Genomic DNA, 17,885 nt, shown 5'->3' with positions numbered 1-17,885 from the left:
GGAAAGCATTCATTTGTAACAGAGGGCCTCAATAGAAACAACCCTCGCTCACCGACAAGGTGCAACCGGATGCAAAAAGGCCAGCCGATGGGCATCGGCTGGCCTTTTTATCGCGGGATTTCCCTCGGGCTAGCGCTTAGCGCCAGGGGCTCTGTTGCCACAGCCGCCCCAGTCCGGCTTCCAGTGCCTGCGCGCCCTGCTGTCCCAGCTTCTGGGTCAGACTTTTAGGCTTGCGATAGCTGATGCCGATCACCTTGTGGTGGCTGGCCTGCGCCAGCAGATAGTCATCACTGGTGCAGAGGGTATCCACCAATCCCAGCCCCTTGGCCTGACTCGCCAGCCAGTGCTCGCCGGTCGTGACCTGATCGATATCGAGTTGCGGGCGGTGTTCGGCCACAAAGGCCTTGAAGCGCTCGTGGATCGCCGCCAGCTCCTCGCGAAACTTCTCGCGCCCCAGATCGTCGTTCTCGCCGAACATGGTGATAGTGCGCTTGTACTGACCGGCGGTGTGCATCTCGAATTCGATGTCATGCTTTTTCAACAACTTGTTGAAGTTCGGCATCTGGGCGATCACCCCGATGGAGCCGACGATGGCAAAGGGGGCAGCCAGGATCTTGTCTGCCACACAGGCCATCATGTAGCCACCGCTCGCCGCCACCTTGTCAATCGCCACGGTGAGCTTGATGTCACGATCGCGCAGCCGCTGCAACTGGGAAGCGGCCAAGCCATAGCCATGCACCACGCCGCCACCGGATTCGAGTCGCAACAGCACCTCGTCGCCGGGCTGGGCGACGCCAATCACCGCGCTCACCTCCTCGCGCAGGGAGGCCACCTCTTTGGCATCCATGCTGCCGTTGAAATCGAGCACAAACAGGCGACTGCGCTCATCCCCCGCCTTGGCGCGTTTTTTCTGCTCCTCTTTCTGCTGCTTTTCCAGCACCTTGCGCTCGGCCTTGCTTACGAGCGCACTCTTGAGTGCAAATTGCCCCTGCTCCAGCTCGCTCGAGAGATCGGTCACCACCAGCTCACCCTTGCGCGCTTTCGGCTGGCGAGTGCTGACGATCATCAGGATGATGGCGCCGATGGCCAGCAGGAAGGTCACTGTCTTGGCCAAAAACAGGCCATATTCGGTCAGAAATGTCACGATGGACTCCAGAATGGATCGGTGTTCGTCACATTCTAGGGAGTTTGATGGAGGCGCGCAAAAAATCGCAGCCAGTGCCAGGAAAAACCAACCCGAGCATCACAACCTCTCTATTTTCTTCACATTTTTCTTGCCGCTGGCTGGTCAAACAGGCGCGCGGATCAGTACACTTGGCGCCGATTGCCATGCACTTATGGCCGGAATTTGTTAACAGGAGTTGTCATGCTCGATTATCAGGCACCCCGCGATCTGCTCAAGGATAAAGTCATTCTGGTCACCGGTGCCGGCGACGGGATCGGCCGCGAAGCCGCCCTCACCTACGCCGCTCACGGTGCCACCGTGATCTTGCTCGGCCGCACCAGCGCCAAACTCGAAGCCGTGTATGACCAGATTGAAGCGGCCGGTTATCCGCTGCCCGCCATCGTGCCGGTGGATCTGAAAGGGGCCACCGCCGCCCACTACCGCGGCATGGCCGAAACCTTCGCCCAGCAGTTTGGCCGCCTCGATGGCGTGCTGTTCAACGCCGGTCTGCTTGGCACCCTCTCTCCGTTTGAACATATTCAGGAGAAGGAGTGGGACGAAGTGATGCAGGTCAACGTCAAATCGGAATTCCTGCTGACCCAGGCGCTGCTGCCGCTGCTGCGCCAGACTGCCAAGGCGCAGGGCGATGCCTCCATCGTCTACACCTCCTCCAGCGTGGGGCGCAAGGGGCGCGCCTACTGGGGCACCTATGCCATCTCCAAATTTGCCATCGAGGGGATGATGGAAGTGCTGGCCGACGAGCTTGAGAACACCGGAGTACGGGTCAATACCCTAAACCCGGGCGGTACCCGCACCAAGATGCGCGCCAGCGCCTTCCCGGCGGAAGATCCCATGAACCTCAAGACTCCGGCCGACCTGATGCCGCTCTACCTCTACCTGATGGGGTCGGACAGCCGCGGCAAAACCGGCCAGACCTTTGTGGCTCAGCCAAAATAAACAGGCGGCCCAGCCCAAATAAATCAATAAAATACCCAGAGTGTTGTGCGGCAGGGGTTAAATTGAATAGGGGGCACAGGCTCCCTGTTCGAACCACTGACCATCCTATCTCCAATCAGGTTGAACTATGTTTCGTCCCAAGAGCACGTTTGAGCAATGGCGGATCTTTCAGGCGGTGGTCGACTGCGGCGGCTACGCCCAGGCGGCCGAGGCGCTGAACAAGAGCCAGTCCTCCCTCAATCATGCGGTTGCGAAGTTGCAGCAGAGTCTGGGGGTGCCCTTGCTGGAGGTGCGCGGCCGCAAGGCGGTGCTGACCCCGGCGGGCGAGATCTTCCTCAAGCGGGCCCGTCAGCTGAGCCAGCAGGTGGAGGAGCTGGAGAATCTGGCCAACAACCTGGAGCGGCAGTGGGAGCCGCAGATCAACCTCTATGTCTCGGCGCTGCAACCAAGGGATCGCCTCTATCGGGCCTTGGCCAGCTTCTATCCCCGCAGCCGGGGTTGCCGGGTCAACCTGCACGAACGCATTCACTGCCACTTCAACGCCCTGCAACCGGGGGATCTGATGCTCTCCGAGCACCTGCCCGGCGATCGCACTGGCCTGTTGCTGGACGAGGTGTGCCTGCTGCCCCTCTGCGCCGCCAGCCATCCGCTGGCACAGGAGGAGGGGGCCATCCGCAGCGACGTGCTGACCAGCCACAACCAGATCAGCCTTCATCCTCCCATTCACCGCTCGGTGGACTGGAACGATGCGGATGACACCGGCTGGAAGGCGACCCACTACCACGAAGTGCTCGCCATGCTGCGCCTCGGCCTCGGCTATGCCTGGCTGCCGCGCCATCTGGTTGAGCGGGAGCTGGCGGAAGGTTCACTCATACAGCTGGATCTGGAGAGCGGCAACGAGCGCCACCTCTACACCTATCTGCTGACCCTCTCCCCCGAATCTCTCGGCCCCGCGACCGAGCTGCTGCTGCGCTGCCTGCGCAACGAATATCAGGGCGAATCAGCGCCACTCCCGCACGCCCAGCCCCGGCACGACAAATAACAGCCAGCCCCCTGTCAGACGTTGGGCACCCGCCAGCTGGCGGCCAGTGCCACCAGTGCCAATCCCAGCGCCACCATAAAGACCCCGTGGAAACTCCACACCTCCGCCACCACACCGGCGATGGCCCCTGCCATGATGGAGCCGGTGCGGATACTGTTGGCAAACAGGGTAGTCGCCACCCCGGCTCGCCCCGGCATCAGATCCTGAAAGTAAGACATGCCGATCCCCGCCACGATACCGATGAAGATGGCGTTGAACAGCTGCAAGGCGATCAGGGCGTATTGGTCGGTGAGGGTCACCAGACCTGTGTAAAAGGCCGCACCAGCCAGCACCGCCAACAACATCATGGGGCGCTTGCCAAAACGGGCCGTGTAGTAACCCGCCAGCAGCATGAAGGGGATCTCCAGCGCCGCCGCCGTGCCCATCAGGATACCGGCAAGCTTCTCATCCATCCCGAGCTCGCGAGTGATGTAGAGCGGCATATTGATCAGGTACATGCTGTTGCAGGTCCACATCAGGGTGGAGGCGATAAAGAGCGCCCGCACCGCCGGATCCCGCCAGCTGCTGACCCGCTCTGTCTCTTCAGCCATCTTGGGCAAAGGCAGAGAAGGGAGCCAGCGCCACACCACCAGGGCACAGAGCAGATAGGCCAGTGCCGAAGCCAGATACATCAGCTCGAAGCCGTAGCCGATGGCCAGCGCGAAGGCGATGGGCGGGCCTATGACCCAGGCCAGCGAAAACTGGGCCCGCATCACCGAGCTGAACATGTCCGCCCGCCGGTTGCGGCTGTCGGAGTACTCCCGCGCCAGCGCAAACAGCTGGGGACTGGCAGTGGCCGCCAGCGCAGCCAGCATCACCCCCAGGCTCGCCAGCAACCAATAGTTGCGGTTCCAGGCAAACAGCAAGGAGAGCACCACCCCGGCAAAGCAGCAGCGCAGGATCAGTCGCTTGCGATCCCCCTTGTTGTCGGAGCGATGGCCCAACCACTGGCTGACCAGAATGCCCACTACCGCATTGATGGTATAGAAGAGCCCTACCAGAAAGGGGCGCACCTGCACCTCTTCGGACAGAAACAGACTTAAGGTAGGCACCTGCAGTGCCACCGCGACGCCGGTCATAAAGGTCACGGCAAGAAACGAAAGAGAGACGGGGTCCGGGCGTTTGACCGCCGCTATCGACAAGCTCATAGGGTTACCACTGGTTGGAGGGACGATACGGGCTAACGGGCGGCAGCCGTATGAAAATTCGGCGCCTATCTTATGTCACTATCAAGAGCGGGCTCAAGGATGCATAAGCAGGTGTGCGCCTTGCGAGGGAGGCCGCGACCCCGTAGAGTGAAAGCCCATCCTGCCAGCACAAGGAGTTCGCATGTTTGATTTTGATCAGGAAGTAGACCGCAGTGGCACCATGAGCCTGAAATGGGACAAGTACAAGGGTCAGGATGTGCTGCCCATGTGGGTTGCCGATACCGACTTTGTCTCCCCCCCGTCCGTGATCGAGGCGTTGACCAAACGGGTCGCCCACGGCATTTTCGGCTATTCACGCCCCTCGCCGCGCCTGATCGAACTCATTATCGAACGGATGGCGACCCGCTATGGCTGGGCCATCGAGCCCGAATGGCTGGTGTTCCTGCCCGGCGTAGTGCCGGGGCTCAACCTCGCCTGCAAGGCGTGGAGCCAACATGGCCGCGGTATCATCACCCCCAAGCCGGTCTACTACCCCTTCCTGCAGGCGCCGGGCTTCAATGATCGTCCCCTGCTCACCGTGCCGATGATTGAAGAAGCCGGTCGCTGGGTGCTGGATCTGGCAGAGCTTGAGCGTCAGGCCCCCGCCGCTGATCTGCTGCTGCTCTGCAACCCCCACAACCCGGGCGGCACCATCTTCACCCGTGACGAGCTGCTGGCCATCGATGCCATCGCCGCGCGCCACAATCTGGTGATCTGCTCCGATGAAATCCACTGCGATCTGCTGCTGGATAAAAACGCCCGCCACATTCCCTACGGCGCCATCAGTGCACAAGCAGCCGAGCGCTGCGCGGTGATGATGGCCCCGAGCAAGACCTTCAATATCGCCGGTCTCTGCTGCTCCTTCGCCATTATCCCCAACCCCCGTCTGCGCTTCAGGCTGCAACAGGCGATGCGCGGCATCAGCGCCGACGTCAACCTGCTGGGTTTTGTTGCCGCCGAAGCGGCCTATGAGGGTGGCGAACAGTGGCTGGCCGAGCAACTCGACTATCTGGCAGCCAATCTGGCCCTGATCCAGCAGGCGGTTGCCCGCTGGCCCGGCGTCAAGCTGGCCAGTCATCAGGCGACGTATCTGGCCTGGATCGATGTGAGCGCCCTTGGCCTTGCCGATCCCATTGCCTTCTTCGAGCAAGCCGGCGTTGGTCTCTCCCCCGGCGCCCAGTTTGGCGACGGCCAGTTCGTGCGGCTCAACTTCGGCTGCACCAGGGCACTACTGACCGACGCGCTGGCGCGGATGGAGCGGGCAATCCTCAACCACAGCAAGCCCTGATCAGCCAGCAACGGGATGGGCAAGCCCCATCCCTTTTTCCCTGTATCATCAGCCAGCGGTCAACTCAGTCAACGGTCAATTATGTCTCTACGGATCTTGCATCACCTTCTGCTCCCCCTCTGTGCACTCTCTGCGCTGCTCCCCTTTGGCAGCCAGGCGCTGACTATCGGAACGGGCCCGCTCAATGGGGTCTACTACCCGACCGGTGGCGCCATCTGCCGGGTGCTCAATGCCGGCCATGCCCTGCATGGGGACAGCTGCTCCGTGCAGAGCACCCGTGGCTCGATGGCCAACCTCAAGGCACTCGACGAGGGGGACGTACAGCTGGCACTGGTACAATCCGATGTATTGCACCACGCCCTGCACGGCACCGGTCCCTTCAGTGGGCAGGGGGCCAACCATGAGCTGCGCAGCCTGTTTCGCCTCTATCAGGAGTCGCTGACCCTGCTGGCCGCCCCCAATAGCGGCATCACCACCCTGGCAGATATCGAAGGGAAGCGGGTCTATCCGGGCAACAAGGGCGCCGGTGAGCAGATCACCAGCCAGGCCCTGATGGCAGCCATGGGATGGCAACCCGGGCAGTTTGCTGCCTATCAACTCAAGTCGGACAGCGAACCGCTGGAAGGGCTGTGCGATGGCTCGCTGGATGCCGCGTTTGTGGTTGCCGGTCACCCCAGTCTGGCGGTCGGCGATCTGATCAGCCGCTGCAAGGTGCGCCTCATCCCCATCGAAGGGGAGCAAATCGACACGCTGCTCAAGCAACACCCCTACTACCAGCGCAGCCGTATCGCCGCCAACCTCTATCCGGGACAGACCACCGCCATCAACAATATCGGGATGAGTGCCGAACTGGTGGCGCTGGCCAGCCTGCCGGACCCCATCGTCCGTACCGTGCGCGATACCCTGCTGGCCCGGGTCAAACAGTTCAGTCGGCTGCATCCCGCCCTGAGCAAGGTGACCCCCGAGCAGTTGCAGGCGCAAACCGAGCTGCCCCTCCATGCGGGGATGTCGGATCAACCGCCAGCTCACTTGTCACTGACCCCCGAGCAGTTAACCGCGGAACAGCTGACGCCGGAGCCGTTAACACCAGCGCCATCGGCCTCGGAGGCGGTGCCCACGACAGAGCAGGTGAGCGCCGCCAACGGGATGACAGCCACCCTTGAAGCACCTTCTGACGCGACCGCCACCAGCAGTGCCGCAGTGACGACAGAAGCCACAGAGGTTAATCCCTTACCCGAAGAGGCGCTTGAGGTCGCCTCCGAGCTCACTGCTACGCCGACTACCGAGGGTGGGAGCGTGGCCCCCTCTGCCGCAGCGTCACCGGTTCCACCACCATCGGCTGCCGCTTCGACTCAGTGGCCGCAAAGCGCCTCTGCGGCCTCTGCGGCCACTGCGCCGCAAGAGCAGGCAACCCAGCCTGCCAGCAGCGCGGTTGCTGACGAAACCCCACCGCAGGATAAGGCCGACATGTCACCCTCCCCTGCCACCAGCGCAGCCACACCGCAGCAACCCTGAGTGGTCAGCGCCCACAAATGCATCAGGGCAGCCTCGGCTGCCCTGATTGTTTACGCGCGTTCGATAGTGACGCAATTGATGGCGGCACAGTCACCCCGATAGGCCTGCTCACCTTGCCGCCCCGCTACGGCTCCATCACCCGGGTCAGATAAGGATTGGGCTTCTGGATCTCCTCCTCCACCCAGTGCAGCAACTGCTTGATGGCCCGCGACAACACCTGATTCTGGCGCACCACGTAGCCCAGACTGGTACCGGGAAAGTCGCCGAGGCTGGTGACCGGCGCGGTGAGGTTGAGGCGCGGATGCAGGGAGAAGTCCGGCACGATGGCGACACCAAAGCCCGCCTCGGCCCAATCGAGCTGGGCATCTACGCTGCCCACCTCCATGATGCGGCAAGGGGGGAGCGCCAGCAGCGGCAGGGACGGGTCGATCAGCGCCCGGGTGCGGGTGTCGTGACCGAGCAGGATCAGGGTCGGCTCATCGAGGGGATCGCTCTCCCCCGCCACTGCCCGCGCCTGCCAGCGGGCAAGGCCGTGGCCCAGCGCGCACCAGGTTACCTGTTGCAGCTCGGTATAGAAGAGCGGTTCGCTGCGCTTTTGCGCCATGACAAAACCCAGATCCGCCTTGCCCGCCTTGACCAGCTCGGCGGCCTGATCCGAAGTGGTGTTGAACAGAGTGAGGTCGATGCCGGGGAACTCCCGCTTGAAGCGCTGGAACGGCTGGATAAGCAGCAGGCGGGAGATGATGTCGCTGGCGGCGATGGCCAGCGTCCCCTGACTGAGCTGGTTGAGGGCATTGAGATCGGACTGGCAGAGCTGCAACTCGGCAATGGTGCGCTCGGCGCTTTGCAGCAGCCGCTCCCCCGCCTGCGTCAGGCGAAAAGGACTGCGTTCGATAAGCCGCACCCGGGTCGCCTGCTCCAGCCGCTTGATATGCAGGCTGACATTGGGCTGGGTCATGTGCAGTTCGGTGGCGGTCTGGCCAAAATGTTGCAACCGGGCCAGGGTGACAAAGGTTTGCAACCAGTGAATATCCAGCATAAGAGTCCCTCAACCCGCGAGGTGCGGGGCTTGCCAGGCAAAATCGAGCAGTTTGCCACTTAATTGGCCATAATTATATGGTTCTCTTATCGGAATTATAAAGATAATTAATTTTTCTAATCCGCATCAGGCTCCTAGGATGGACGCCTAACGTCTTAGGAGAAAGAGTCATGTCGTCTATCGTAGTCGTAGGTGCTAACTGGGGTGATGAAGGCAAAGGCCGCATCGTGGATTATCTGGCAGGTCAAGCTGGCGCCAGCATTCGCTTCCAGGGCGGCAACAACGCTGGCCACACCGTGGTCAACGACCTTGGCACCTTCAAGCTGCACCAGGTTCCGAGTGGCGTATTCAACCCGGATTGCCTGGTTGTCCTCGGCCCGGGCATGGTGATCAGCCCCGAGAAACTGACCGTCGAGCTCGACGAAGTCAAAGCCTCCGGCGTGACTCCGAAGCTGGCCATCTCTGACCGCGCAACCCTCTGCCTGCCGCTGCACGCACTGGAAGATACCCTGGAAGAGCAACGTCTGGGTGACGGCGCCTATGGCTCCACCCGTCAGGGCATCGCTCCTGCCTACGGCGATCGCGTGATGAAGAAAGCGATCCTGGTCGGCTGGCTGAAACAGCCGGACGTGCTGGTCGAGCGCATCCAGTTCATGCTGGACTGGAAACTGCCGCAGATGAAGGCTATCTACCCCTCTTTCGAATTCACCCAGACTGCCCAGGAGATGGCCGACTGGCTGCTGGAAGTCTCTGCACCCTGGATCGACGCAGTGTGCAACGTCAGCATGCCGCTCAAAGCGCTGCAGGCTGAAGGCAAGACCCTGCTGTTCGAAGCCCAGCTGGGCGCTGGCCGTGACCTGATCTACGGCGAATACCCCTGGGTGACCTCCTCCCACGTATCTGGCGCCTACGCCGGTATCGGTGGCGGTCTGCCGGGTCTGCGCCCGGAGCGCGTCATCGCTGTGGCCAAGGCATTCAGCTCCTCTGTCGGTACCGGCACTCTGCTGACCGCCATGGAGAACCAGGACGAGTTCCGCAAGATCACCAACGAGTTCGGTGCCACCACCGGCCGTCCCCGTGATGTCGGTTACTTCGACGCGGTCGCCACCAAGAACGGTGTCGAGCTGCAAGCCGCCACCGAAGTGGCCCTGACCAAGCTGGACTGCCTGACCGGTCTGCCGGATCTGAAGATCTGCGTGGCTTACGAAGGTGCCCACACCGAGAACCCGATTTGGCCGCAAACCGCTGCCCTGAAGCCGGTTTACGAGCAGATGGAAAGCTGGAGCGAAGACATCACCGGTTGCCGCACCTTCGAAGAGCTGCCGCGCGCTGCCCAGCAGTACGTGCTGCGTATCGAAGAACTGCTCGGCGTACCGGTTCCGATGGTTTCCGTCGGCCCGGGCCGTGACGAGATGATCCTGCGCTAAGCCGCACCTCTCATCGTCAAACAAAAAACCGGCATCCCTGATGCCGGTTTTTTTATGGCTGCTATTTACCTTATCGCCATAAAAACCACCCAAAGGCTCAATTAACTCACCAATCGACCTCACCTTGAGTCGTTCTGCAACAAAATCCTGTCCCACCCTCGCTAAAGTGAACCCGTTACCACACGAGGAGTCACCCGATGAAATTGCTCAAACAGAGTGCCTTGTTGCCACTGCTCTGCCTGACGGCCATGCCAGCCTTTGCCATGACCCTAAAGAGCACAGATATTCACGAAGGCCAGCTGATGGACAAACAGTTCAGCTTCAACGGCTTTGGCTGCAGCGGCGACAACCACTCGCCCCAACTTAGCTGGCAGGATCTGCCGGCTGGCACCAAAAGCGTTGCCATCACCGCCTATGACCCCGATGCCCCCACCGGCAGCGGCTGGTGGCACTGGCTGGTGGTTAACCTGCCTGCCACCCAGAGCGAGCTGGCCAGCAATGCCTCCGGCAAGCTCAAGCAGGGATTGGAGATCCGCACCGACTTTGGCAGCCAGGGTTACGGCGGCCCCTGCCCACCCGCAGGTCACGGCATGCACCGCTATCAGTTCACCGCCTGGGCCCTGCCCCATGATCTCGAGGTGAAGGCTGATACCCCGCCCGCTATGGTAGGCTACATGCTCAACAGCATGGCGCTCGGCAAAGCCACCCTGACCGCCACCTTCGTCACCCCCTAGGAGCCAACCGGATGAGCACTCCCCTGCTGCAACAGAGCCACTATCTCGGGATCCGCCAACAGCCCCTGCATCGGGTGCTCATCTACGCCCCGACCCTTATCTGGGTCACCCAGGGGAGCAAGCAACTATGGTGGCGCGAGCGACGTCTGTCGTTTGACAGGGAGCGGTGGCTGCTGATCCCGGCAGGCCACCAGCTCACCTTCGTCAATCAGCCGGAGCAGGGCAAGTTTCGCTCCCACGCCATCACGCTGCTCACTCCGCCGCCACCAGAATGGCTGGCAGAGTCAGCCCCTTCCCACGCCGATCTGGAGGAACCCGCCGTCAAGGTCACCCCCGGGCTCGCCTTCTGCTTCGAGCTCATCAGCACCATGGCCGAACGGGGACTGAGCGAGGCGACCCAGGCCGAACTGCTGCGCGGTTTCTATGCCGAGCTGCGGGCCGCCAACGCCCTCGGGTTACTCTTTCCCGCCAGCACCATGACCCTCGCAGAGCGGCTGGCACGCTACCTGGCGGTGGAACCCGGCATCGACCACACCCTGGAGGCGGTGGCCCCCCACTTCTCCATGAGCCGCGCCTCCATGGTGCGCAAGCTGGCCGCCGAAGGTCGCAGCTTTCGCCAGTTGCTGGCTCAGGTACGCATGAGCCACGCCCTCAACCTGTTGCAACAGGGCCTGACCCCGCTGGAGGTCGCCCTCGCCTGCGGTTATGACTCCCCCAGTCGCTTTGCCGCCCGCTTCAAACAGGAGTTCGGCCTGACGCCCCACCAATACCTGCACACCTGCCCTGCCAGATTGGCGAGCAACGAAAAGTAAAATATTACTTAAATACCATTCTATGTAACCTGATGTAACCCGGTGATCCCGCTCACATTGCCGCCTCTTCAGAGTGTGATCTCGCGCCAGCGCTCCCTTTCCCCTTGCCATACAATGGCTACCGAACACCTTTTCACTAAAAATAAGCGTAAAAAATCTTCCTTTTAACCTACATAAACGGAATTGGAGCGAGAAATGTTTCGTAAAACTTTACTCTCGATAGCCCTAGGCACCGCCCTGTTCGGACTGACCGCCTGCAACGATAACCAGACAGAGAGCAGCACAGTCGCCAAACCGGAGCAGGCCATCCAGTACAAGGACGTGATCGACCGTCGGGGAACTCCGACCCAATTCCGCGACTTTGACAGCTACTCCAACCTCAAATACAACCCGCTGCTCGATCTGGGGGCATGGCACGGTTTCCTGCTGCCTGCCAGCGACAAGGAGTGGGGGGGCTTTACCGGCCCCATGGTCATCTCCGAGGAGTACAGCCTCTTCTTTGCCAGCGAGCTGGACAAGCTTACCCTCAGCGATGCGAGCGGCCGCCCGTTCCCGCTCACCAGCGCCCGCAAGCAGGAGGTGTACGCCATTCCAGGTGCACTGGTGCAACGCTTCGAGTTCGAGCCCTTTACGCTGGAGCTGGAGCTGCGTTATGGCGATGCCCGCACCGCTCTTATCCGCACCCGACTCATCAACCAGACCGATGCACCGCTCACCCTCAACCTCAACTGGCAGGGCGAGTTGCTCAATCAATGGGATGCCAAGGATACGATTGCCAGCAAATATCCAGGCTGGACACGCACCATCAGCGAGAGCGACAAAGGAATCGAATTCCAGTTCGGTAAACTGCGCAGCACTTGGAACATCATGCAGAGCGGCAGCGCCCGCTATCGAATCGACCGCACCCTGCCAAGTCGCACCACCCTCGACCAGAAGACACTGGGCTACCAAAGCGACGCCAGCATTACCCTGGCCGCCAAGGGGAGCGAGGATATCTACACCCTGCAGAGCTATCTCCACTCCGCAGATGACGCCAGCCGCTATCAGCAGAGCCGTCAAGCCCTGCTGGCCAACCCGGCCAGCTATTTTGCCGACTCCATCCGCCGCTGGGAGGGCTACCTTGCCAAGGGTCTCTCCAATCAGGGGATCCCCGAGTCGGAGCGTCGCATCGCCGTCAAGGCGATGGAGACCCTCAACGGCAACTGGCGCTCCCCGGCTGGCGCCATCCTCCACGATGGTGTGACCCCCTCCAATACCGCCCGCTGGTTCGACGGCGTCTGGGCCTGGGACAGCTGGAAGCACGCCTATGCCATGGCACACTTCAACCCTGAGATAGCCAAGAACAACGTGCGCGCCATGTATGACTATCAGGTGCAGCCGGATGATCCGGTACGACCGCAGGATGCGGGCATGGTGATCGACGCCGTCTTCTACAACAAGCTGGCGGATCGCGGTGGCGATGGCGGCAACTGGAACGAGCGCGATACCAAGCCGCCCCTCTCCGCCTGGGCCATCTGGGAAATCTACAGCGCTACCAAGGACAAGGCCTTTATCGCCGAGATGTATCCCAAGCTGCAGGCCTACCACGACTGGTGGTACCGCGCGCGGGACAACAACCGCAACGGCATCATCGAATATGGCGCCACCAAGCATGTGGAGCACAATGACGAGTACGGCAATATCACCTTCAAGGTGCAGTACTCCAACGGTATTCCCGCCGGGCTGGATCTCTCCAGCTGTACCAGTGAGGGGGATGGCTGGTATGCCTGCGCCGGTATGCCGCTCTATCAACAGGTGTTGAACGTGGGCGGTTACAGCGACATGGATATCGGTGCCCAGCACGGCGCCGGTTGGGAGTCAGGCATGGACAACGCCGCCCGCTTCGGCTTTATCGAACCGGGCCAGCTGCAACGCTATGCCGACAAGACCTATGGCGGAGATTTGGCCAAGGCACGTCAGGACTGGAACGTCGCCTTCTTTGAAAACCATCAGGACAATGGCGATTTGATCGGTTTCTCCATCGATCAGGAGTCAGTGGAGCTCAACGCCTTCCTCGCCAAAGAGAAACGCATTCTGGCAGACATGGCCGACCTGCTTGGCAAGCCGGACGACGCGAGCCGCTACCGCGATGGCGCGGCCCAGCTGGCGGGTTACATCAACAGCTGCATGTTCGATGAGGCGTCAGGCTTCTATTACGATCGTCAGATTGGTCAGGGGGATGTGGCTGACGGCAACGGCTGCGTCGGCAAATTGCTGACCGCTCGCGGCCGTGGTCCGGAAGGGTGGAGCCCGCTCTGGGCAGAGGTCGCAGACAAGGAGAAAGCGGCGCGGGTGCGTGAGGTGATGCTCAACGCCCAGGAGTTCAACACAAAGATTCCGCTGGGCACAGCCGCACTCACCAACCCGGCCTACGACCCCAATATCTACTGGCGCGGCCGGGTATGGCTCGATCAGTTCTACTTCGGGGTGAAGGGGCTGGAGAACTACGGCTACCGCAGCGATGCCGAGGCTCTGGTCAACAAGCTATTCAACAACGCAGAGGGCTTGGCGGGCAGCGGCCCCATCCGCGAAAACTACAATCCGGAGACCGGCGCCATGCAGGGGGCAAGCAACTTCAGCTGGAGCTCGGCCCACCTCTATATGCTCTATCGCAACTTCCTGAAACCACAGGCGTAAGCTTGCTCCACCATGCAAAAGGCCTCCGGATGGAGGCCTTTCTGTTTTCACTCAAGTTGCACTCACACAATACCCGCCACACGGCAGGTACGGGCTCGTCTTAGCCGGTCGTGAGCGGCAGAGAGAGGCGTTTGGCCAGTGCCTGGAAGTGCTGGCTCACCTCGGCCCCGAACAGGGGGTCGCCAATGGCGCGGTTCTGCCAGTTTTGCTCCAGATGACGCCAGTCATCCTCGGTCAGGGAGTCACGCAGATGGGGGAAGATCACCCCCTCTTCATAGTTCATGTGTGCCTCTTGCAGCTCCACGAAGCGCTCCAGCTTGGTGGTAAACTGCTCGAGGGGGATCACCGCATCCATCAGGATCATCTCCACCATCTCCTTGAGATCGGCCCCGGCCTCCAGCAGCTTGACGTGCTCCTCCTGCAGGCGGTTGGCGACCTCACCCTCCACCACCCGATATTTCAGGTAGTAGTCATAGATGAGGTCTTCCTTGGGATGGTGGTACTTGTCAGAGACCTCCCGCAGGTAGTCGATGACATCGCGCACCAGAAAATAGCTGATGGGCTCTTCGGCACGAATGGCTGCCAGCTTGTGCTTGAGCAGCTCCAAAAGTCGGGCGATGTTGAGATGATCCTTGTGCAGACTGGATAACATGGGCACTCCTTGGCTCTGAATTAATCTTATGTCCCTGAGTATACGGTCATTTGTCGCCCGAACTTTGCACTCAATCAAGTGGGATGCAGACAGATTTCCACTCTATCGGACTCTTGCCCTGTTGTTCCAGCAAGCGATTGGTCTCGCTAAAGTGACCGCAACCGATGAAACCGCGGTGGGCAGAGAGGGGGCTCGGGTGCGGCGCGGTCAGCACATAGTGGCGCTGGCGGTCGATGAAACGTCCCTTCTTCTGGGCGTGGGCCCCCCACAGCAGGAACACCACCCCCTGACAACTGGCATTGATCTGCTCGATGACCCGATCGGTAAAAGTCTCCCATCCCAGATGGGCGTGGGAATGAGCCTGACCGGCCTGCACCGTCAGCACAGTGTTGAGCAGCAAGACACCCTGTTTGGCCCAGGATTCGAGAAAGCCGTGATTGGGTGTGACGAAACCTGGCAGGTCACGCTGCATCTCTTTATAGATGTTGACCAGTGAGGGGGGCGTACGCACGCCGGGCAGAACGGAGAAGCAGAGCCCGTGCGCCTGATTGGGGCCGTGGTAGGGATCCTGGCCCAGGATCACCACCTTGACCTGATCCAGCTCGGTCAGCTTGAAGGCATTGAACACATCGGTGGCTGGCGGATAGATCACCTTGCCCGCTTCCCGCTCGGCTCTGACAGTTGCCAGCGTACTCTTGAAATAGTCCTGCTCTTTCTCAGAGCCAATCACATCACTCCAGGTCAGCACCCCGGCCTCCTCACTTGATACGGCGAAGGGCTCAGGATAGGGGGCCAGCCCGCAAGACGCAACCGTGGCTCACGCTTTCCAGAGCCTGGCGAGGCGTCCCGAGCGCTCCAGCTTGCGCAGGCCGGTATTGAACAGCAGCATCAGACGGCGTGCCTCGGGATCAGCCTTGCGCATCAGCAGGTATCCCGGTTGCGACCAGATGGGGTCGGCGGCACCGGTCAGTGACAGCGATTGGGGATGACGAACGAGTGCCTGCTGGAACAGAGTCTGTGCCACCTGCTCATCCATCACCAGATAGTGGATCCGCCCGTCGAGCAGCTTGCCCATGCTCTCCTCATCGGAATCTGACCACTCGAGGGTGAGCCCGACTTGGCGGGCGGCAAAACCATCGCCATAGAAATAGCCACGGGTCACCCCGACCGGCTCGTGTTTCAGCTCACCCAGATTGACCACGGGTGTACCGGTCAACGTTATCAGGCGAGTGGTGAAATGGCCGAGCGAGGCGGAGAGATAGAAAAGCTGCTCCCGCTCGCGGGAGCGAAACCAGGGCATGGTGACCACATAGCGCCCCTCCAGAGTCAGTCGGTAAGCCTCGGCCCAGGAATAGAAGTGAAAGCTGACATCGAGCCCCTCTTCGGCAAAGGCCTGGCGCACCACCTCACAGAGAAAGCCCTGATTGGGCAACGACTCACTGATATAGGGCGGCCACTCGCCCACGGCAATACGCACCGTCTCGGCCCGCACCGCAACACTGCTTGCCCAGCAACAGAACAGGGCGAGCCATACCCACTTTCGCCACCCATTATTCACCCGGCACTCTCCTCGCTTTTTTTGCTGAGTGTAGCCAACCCCTCAATTAACCTCAGAAAAAGCCGAAAAGATGTAGTTAAATTACTAGATTAACGAGATAAAAGATGCATAATTTGGATATCTTACAAAATCAGAAAAATGACCTATTTTTGATTCAACTCAAGAATTTAATCCCATTGAAATGGCGCTTTGTCGGATTTTCTTGATCTAAATCAATTTTGGTAATATTACCACCGTGGTATATATGACCCCATCAAAGAAAAGGTGTAAGGCAAGGGCCCTTTAAGTCATCGCCATCGACGGTAGCTTAAATACATCAGGGTAATTTCCTTACAGTTGGATTCGCGTTCCCATTGAGGAGTCATACCATGATCAAAGGCATTCAAATCACCCAGGCCGCCAACACCGCTCTGCTGAACTCTTTCTGGCTTCTGGACGAAGAGAAGCAACAAGCTCGCTGCATCTGCGTCAAAGGCGATGCTTTCGCTGCCGATCAAGAAGTGCAACTGGCTGACCTGGGTCAGTTCGAATACCGCGAACTGCCGGTTCAGGCTGAGCCTGCTGTTGAAGGTGGCCAGCACCTGAACGTCAACGTGCTGCGTCGCGAAACTCTGGAAGATGCTATCGAAAACCCGGAGAAGTACCCGCAGCTGACCATCCGTGTATCTGGCTACGCAGTGCGTTTCAACGCCCTGACCCCGGAACAGCAGCGTGACGTGGTTACCCGTACTTTCACCCAGAGCCTGTAATCAGCGCCCTGCAGTGAAGAGCTGATACTCGCGGTGTCAGCACAAAAAAAACGGCCGATTGGCCGTTTTTTTATGCGTGCTTGTCGCCGCATCCTTATCAAAAAATACCCCGCATTGCGGGGCATTTTCATCAGGCATGACAGCGTCGGGATCAGGCCGAAGTATCGAGGGGTTCGAAGCCCTTGATCAGGTCATCGATGGCCTTCATCTGTTTGAGGAAGCCTTCCAGCTTCTCCAGCGGCAGGGCACTCGGGCCATCGCAGCGGGCAACTTTTGGATCCGGGTGGGACTCGATAAAGAGACCGGCCAGACCGACCGCCATGCCGGCACGCGCCAGCTCGGTCACCTGCTCGCGACGACCACCGGAGGCCGCCCCCAGCGGATCACGGCACTGCAGGGAGTGGGTCACGTCAAAGATCACCGGATAGCCACCGGTGCTCTTCTTCATCACGCCCAGACCCAGCATGTCCACCACCAGGTTGTCGTAGCCGAAGTTGGCACCGCGCTCACACAGGATCAGCTGGTCGTTGCCGCACTCCTCGAACTTGTCGGTGATGTTCTTCATCTGGCTTGGGCTGAGGAACTGCGGCTTCTTGATGTTGATAACGTTGCCGGTCCGGGCCATGGCTTCCACCAGATCAGTCTGGCGCGCCAGGAAAGCGGGCAGCTGGATAACGTCCACCACCTCGGCAACCGGCTTGGCCTGATGGGGTTCGTGCAGATCGGAGATGACCGGCATGCCGAAGGTCGCTTTCAGCTCCTGGAAAATCTTCATCCCCTCTTCCAGACCCGGACCGCGGTAAGAGTGGATGGAGGAGCGGTTGGCCTTGTCCCAGCTCGCCTTGAAGACAAACGGGATGCCCAGCTTGCTGGTCACTTCCACGTACTTCTCGCACACCGCCATCGCAATGTCGCGGGATTCCAGCACGTTCATGCCGCCAAACAGCACGAACGGTTTGTCGTTGGCTACGTCGATCTGGTTGATCTTGATATTCTTCTGTTCCATCTAAGACTTCCTTAATGAAGGGGCCTGAAGCCAAGTTAC

The 17,885-nt window shown here is 60.4% G+C and carries 16 protein-coding genes; 9 read left to right on the top strand and 7 right to left on the bottom strand.

Translation table 11 applies throughout. From position 1 onward, the window contains the following. Positions 1 to 136 precede the first annotated feature (136 nt). Positions 137 to 1,144 (bottom strand): protease SohB, encoded by a 1,008-nt coding sequence (gene sohB / locus I6L41_RS01220; protein ID WP_005334907.1) that lies wholly within the window; start codon positions 1,142 to 1,144, stop codon positions 137 to 139. Positions 1,145 to 1,366: 222 nt separating this feature from the next. On the opposite strand from sohB, the gene I6L41_RS01215 reads away from it, so the two are divergent. Together I6L41_RS01215 and I6L41_RS01210 are read left to right on the top strand one after the other, a co-directional pair. Further along, positions 1,367 to 2,122 (top strand): YciK family oxidoreductase, encoded by a 756-nt coding sequence (locus tag I6L41_RS01215; RefSeq protein ID WP_005334909.1) that lies wholly within the window; start codon positions 1,367 to 1,369, stop codon positions 2,120 to 2,122. A 127-nt stretch (positions 2,123 to 2,249) separates the two neighbouring features. Next, on the top strand, positions 2,250 to 3,164 hold the full coding sequence (locus I6L41_RS01210) for a LysR family transcriptional regulator (RefSeq protein WP_216961389.1): 915 nt from the start codon (positions 2,250 to 2,252) through the stop codon (positions 3,162 to 3,164). Positions 3,165 to 3,178: 14 nt separating this feature from the next. Here I6L41_RS01210 and I6L41_RS01205 read toward each other — a convergent pair whose 3' ends face one another. After that, positions 3,179 to 4,351, bottom strand: coding sequence for an MFS transporter (locus I6L41_RS01205; RefSeq protein WP_216961386.1), 1,173 nt, complete (start codon positions 4,349 to 4,351; stop codon positions 3,179 to 3,181). 181 nt (positions 4,352 to 4,532) lie between these two features. Between I6L41_RS01205 and I6L41_RS01200 the strand changes: the two genes are divergently transcribed. Together I6L41_RS01200 and I6L41_RS01195 are read left to right on the top strand one after the other, a co-directional pair. Next, positions 4,533 to 5,678: a MalY/PatB family protein gene (locus I6L41_RS01200; protein ID WP_216961383.1), complete on the top strand. Its 1,146-nt coding sequence runs from the start codon at positions 4,533 to 4,535 to the stop codon at positions 5,676 to 5,678. Positions 5,679 to 5,759: 81 nt separating this feature from the next. Continuing rightward, positions 5,760 to 7,193 carry a TAXI family TRAP transporter solute-binding subunit gene (locus I6L41_RS01195; protein ID WP_216961380.1) on the top strand — a complete coding sequence of 478 codons (1,434 nt, stop codon included), beginning with the start codon at positions 5,760 to 5,762 and terminating at the stop codon, positions 7,191 to 7,193. A 124-nt stretch (positions 7,194 to 7,317) separates the two neighbouring features. Here I6L41_RS01195 and I6L41_RS01190 read toward each other — a convergent pair whose 3' ends face one another. Further along, positions 7,318 to 8,232 (bottom strand): LysR family transcriptional regulator, encoded by a 915-nt coding sequence (locus tag I6L41_RS01190; RefSeq protein WP_005353868.1) that lies wholly within the window; start codon positions 8,230 to 8,232, stop codon positions 7,318 to 7,320. A gap of 170 nt (positions 8,233 to 8,402) precedes the next feature. Between I6L41_RS01190 and I6L41_RS01185 the strand changes: the two genes are divergently transcribed. From I6L41_RS01185 to ygjK, 4 genes are all read left to right on the top strand, one after another. Continuing rightward, positions 8,403 to 9,659 carry an adenylosuccinate synthetase gene (locus tag I6L41_RS01185; protein WP_005353870.1) on the top strand — a complete coding sequence of 419 codons (1,257 nt, stop codon included), beginning with the start codon at positions 8,403 to 8,405 and terminating at the stop codon, positions 9,657 to 9,659. A gap of 197 nt (positions 9,660 to 9,856) precedes the next feature. Continuing rightward, entirely contained in the window at positions 9,857 to 10,393 is a 537-nt protein-coding gene (locus I6L41_RS01180) for a YbhB/YbcL family Raf kinase inhibitor-like protein (protein ID WP_005353872.1), read from the top strand. 11 nt (positions 10,394 to 10,404) lie between these two features. Next, positions 10,405 to 11,205 (top strand): AraC family transcriptional regulator, encoded by an 801-nt coding sequence (locus tag I6L41_RS01175; protein ID WP_042054529.1) that lies wholly within the window; start codon positions 10,405 to 10,407, stop codon positions 11,203 to 11,205. Positions 11,206 to 11,400: 195 nt separating this feature from the next. Further along, positions 11,401 to 13,881: an alpha-glucosidase gene (gene ygjK / locus I6L41_RS01170; RefSeq protein ID WP_216961377.1), complete on the top strand. Its 2,481-nt coding sequence runs from the start codon at positions 11,401 to 11,403 to the stop codon at positions 13,879 to 13,881. 100 nt (positions 13,882 to 13,981) lie between these two features. Here the strand turns inward: ygjK and I6L41_RS01165 are convergent, their stop codons facing one another. From I6L41_RS01165 to I6L41_RS01155, 3 genes are all read right to left on the bottom strand, one after another. Next, entirely contained in the window at positions 13,982 to 14,533 is a 552-nt protein-coding gene (locus I6L41_RS01165) for a hemerythrin domain-containing protein (RefSeq protein WP_167566992.1), read from the bottom strand. 70 nt (positions 14,534 to 14,603) lie between these two features. Further along, the gene (ung, locus tag I6L41_RS01160) at positions 14,604 to 15,281 is read right to left on the bottom strand and encodes a uracil-DNA glycosylase (RefSeq protein WP_005353881.1); all 678 of its coding nucleotides are present in this window, start codon (positions 15,279 to 15,281) and stop codon (positions 14,604 to 14,606) included. Between the two features lie 69 nt (positions 15,282 to 15,350). Continuing rightward, complete coding sequence (locus I6L41_RS01155) at positions 15,351 to 16,091, bottom strand: ABC transporter substrate-binding protein (RefSeq protein WP_216961373.1); 741 nt, start codon at positions 16,089 to 16,091, stop codon at positions 15,351 to 15,353. Between the two features lie 368 nt (positions 16,092 to 16,459). Between I6L41_RS01155 and grcA the strand changes: the two genes are divergently transcribed. After that, complete coding sequence (grcA, locus tag I6L41_RS01150; protein ID WP_005334936.1) at positions 16,460 to 16,840, top strand: autonomous glycyl radical cofactor GrcA; 381 nt, start codon at positions 16,460 to 16,462, stop codon at positions 16,838 to 16,840. 151 nt (positions 16,841 to 16,991) lie between these two features. On the opposite strand, the gene kdsA is transcribed toward grcA, so the two are convergent. After that, on the bottom strand, positions 16,992 to 17,846 hold the full coding sequence (gene kdsA / locus I6L41_RS01145) for a 3-deoxy-8-phosphooctulonate synthase (protein ID WP_216961370.1): 855 nt from the start codon (positions 17,844 to 17,846) through the stop codon (positions 16,992 to 16,994). Between the last annotated feature and the right edge of the window lie 39 nt (positions 17,847 to 17,885).

The organism is Aeromonas sp. FDAARGOS 1411, from assembly GCF_019047125.1.
GTDB lineage: Bacteria > Pseudomonadota > Gammaproteobacteria > Enterobacterales > Aeromonadaceae > Aeromonas > Aeromonas veronii.
This window is presented reverse-complemented; position numbering and strand designations above follow the sequence as displayed.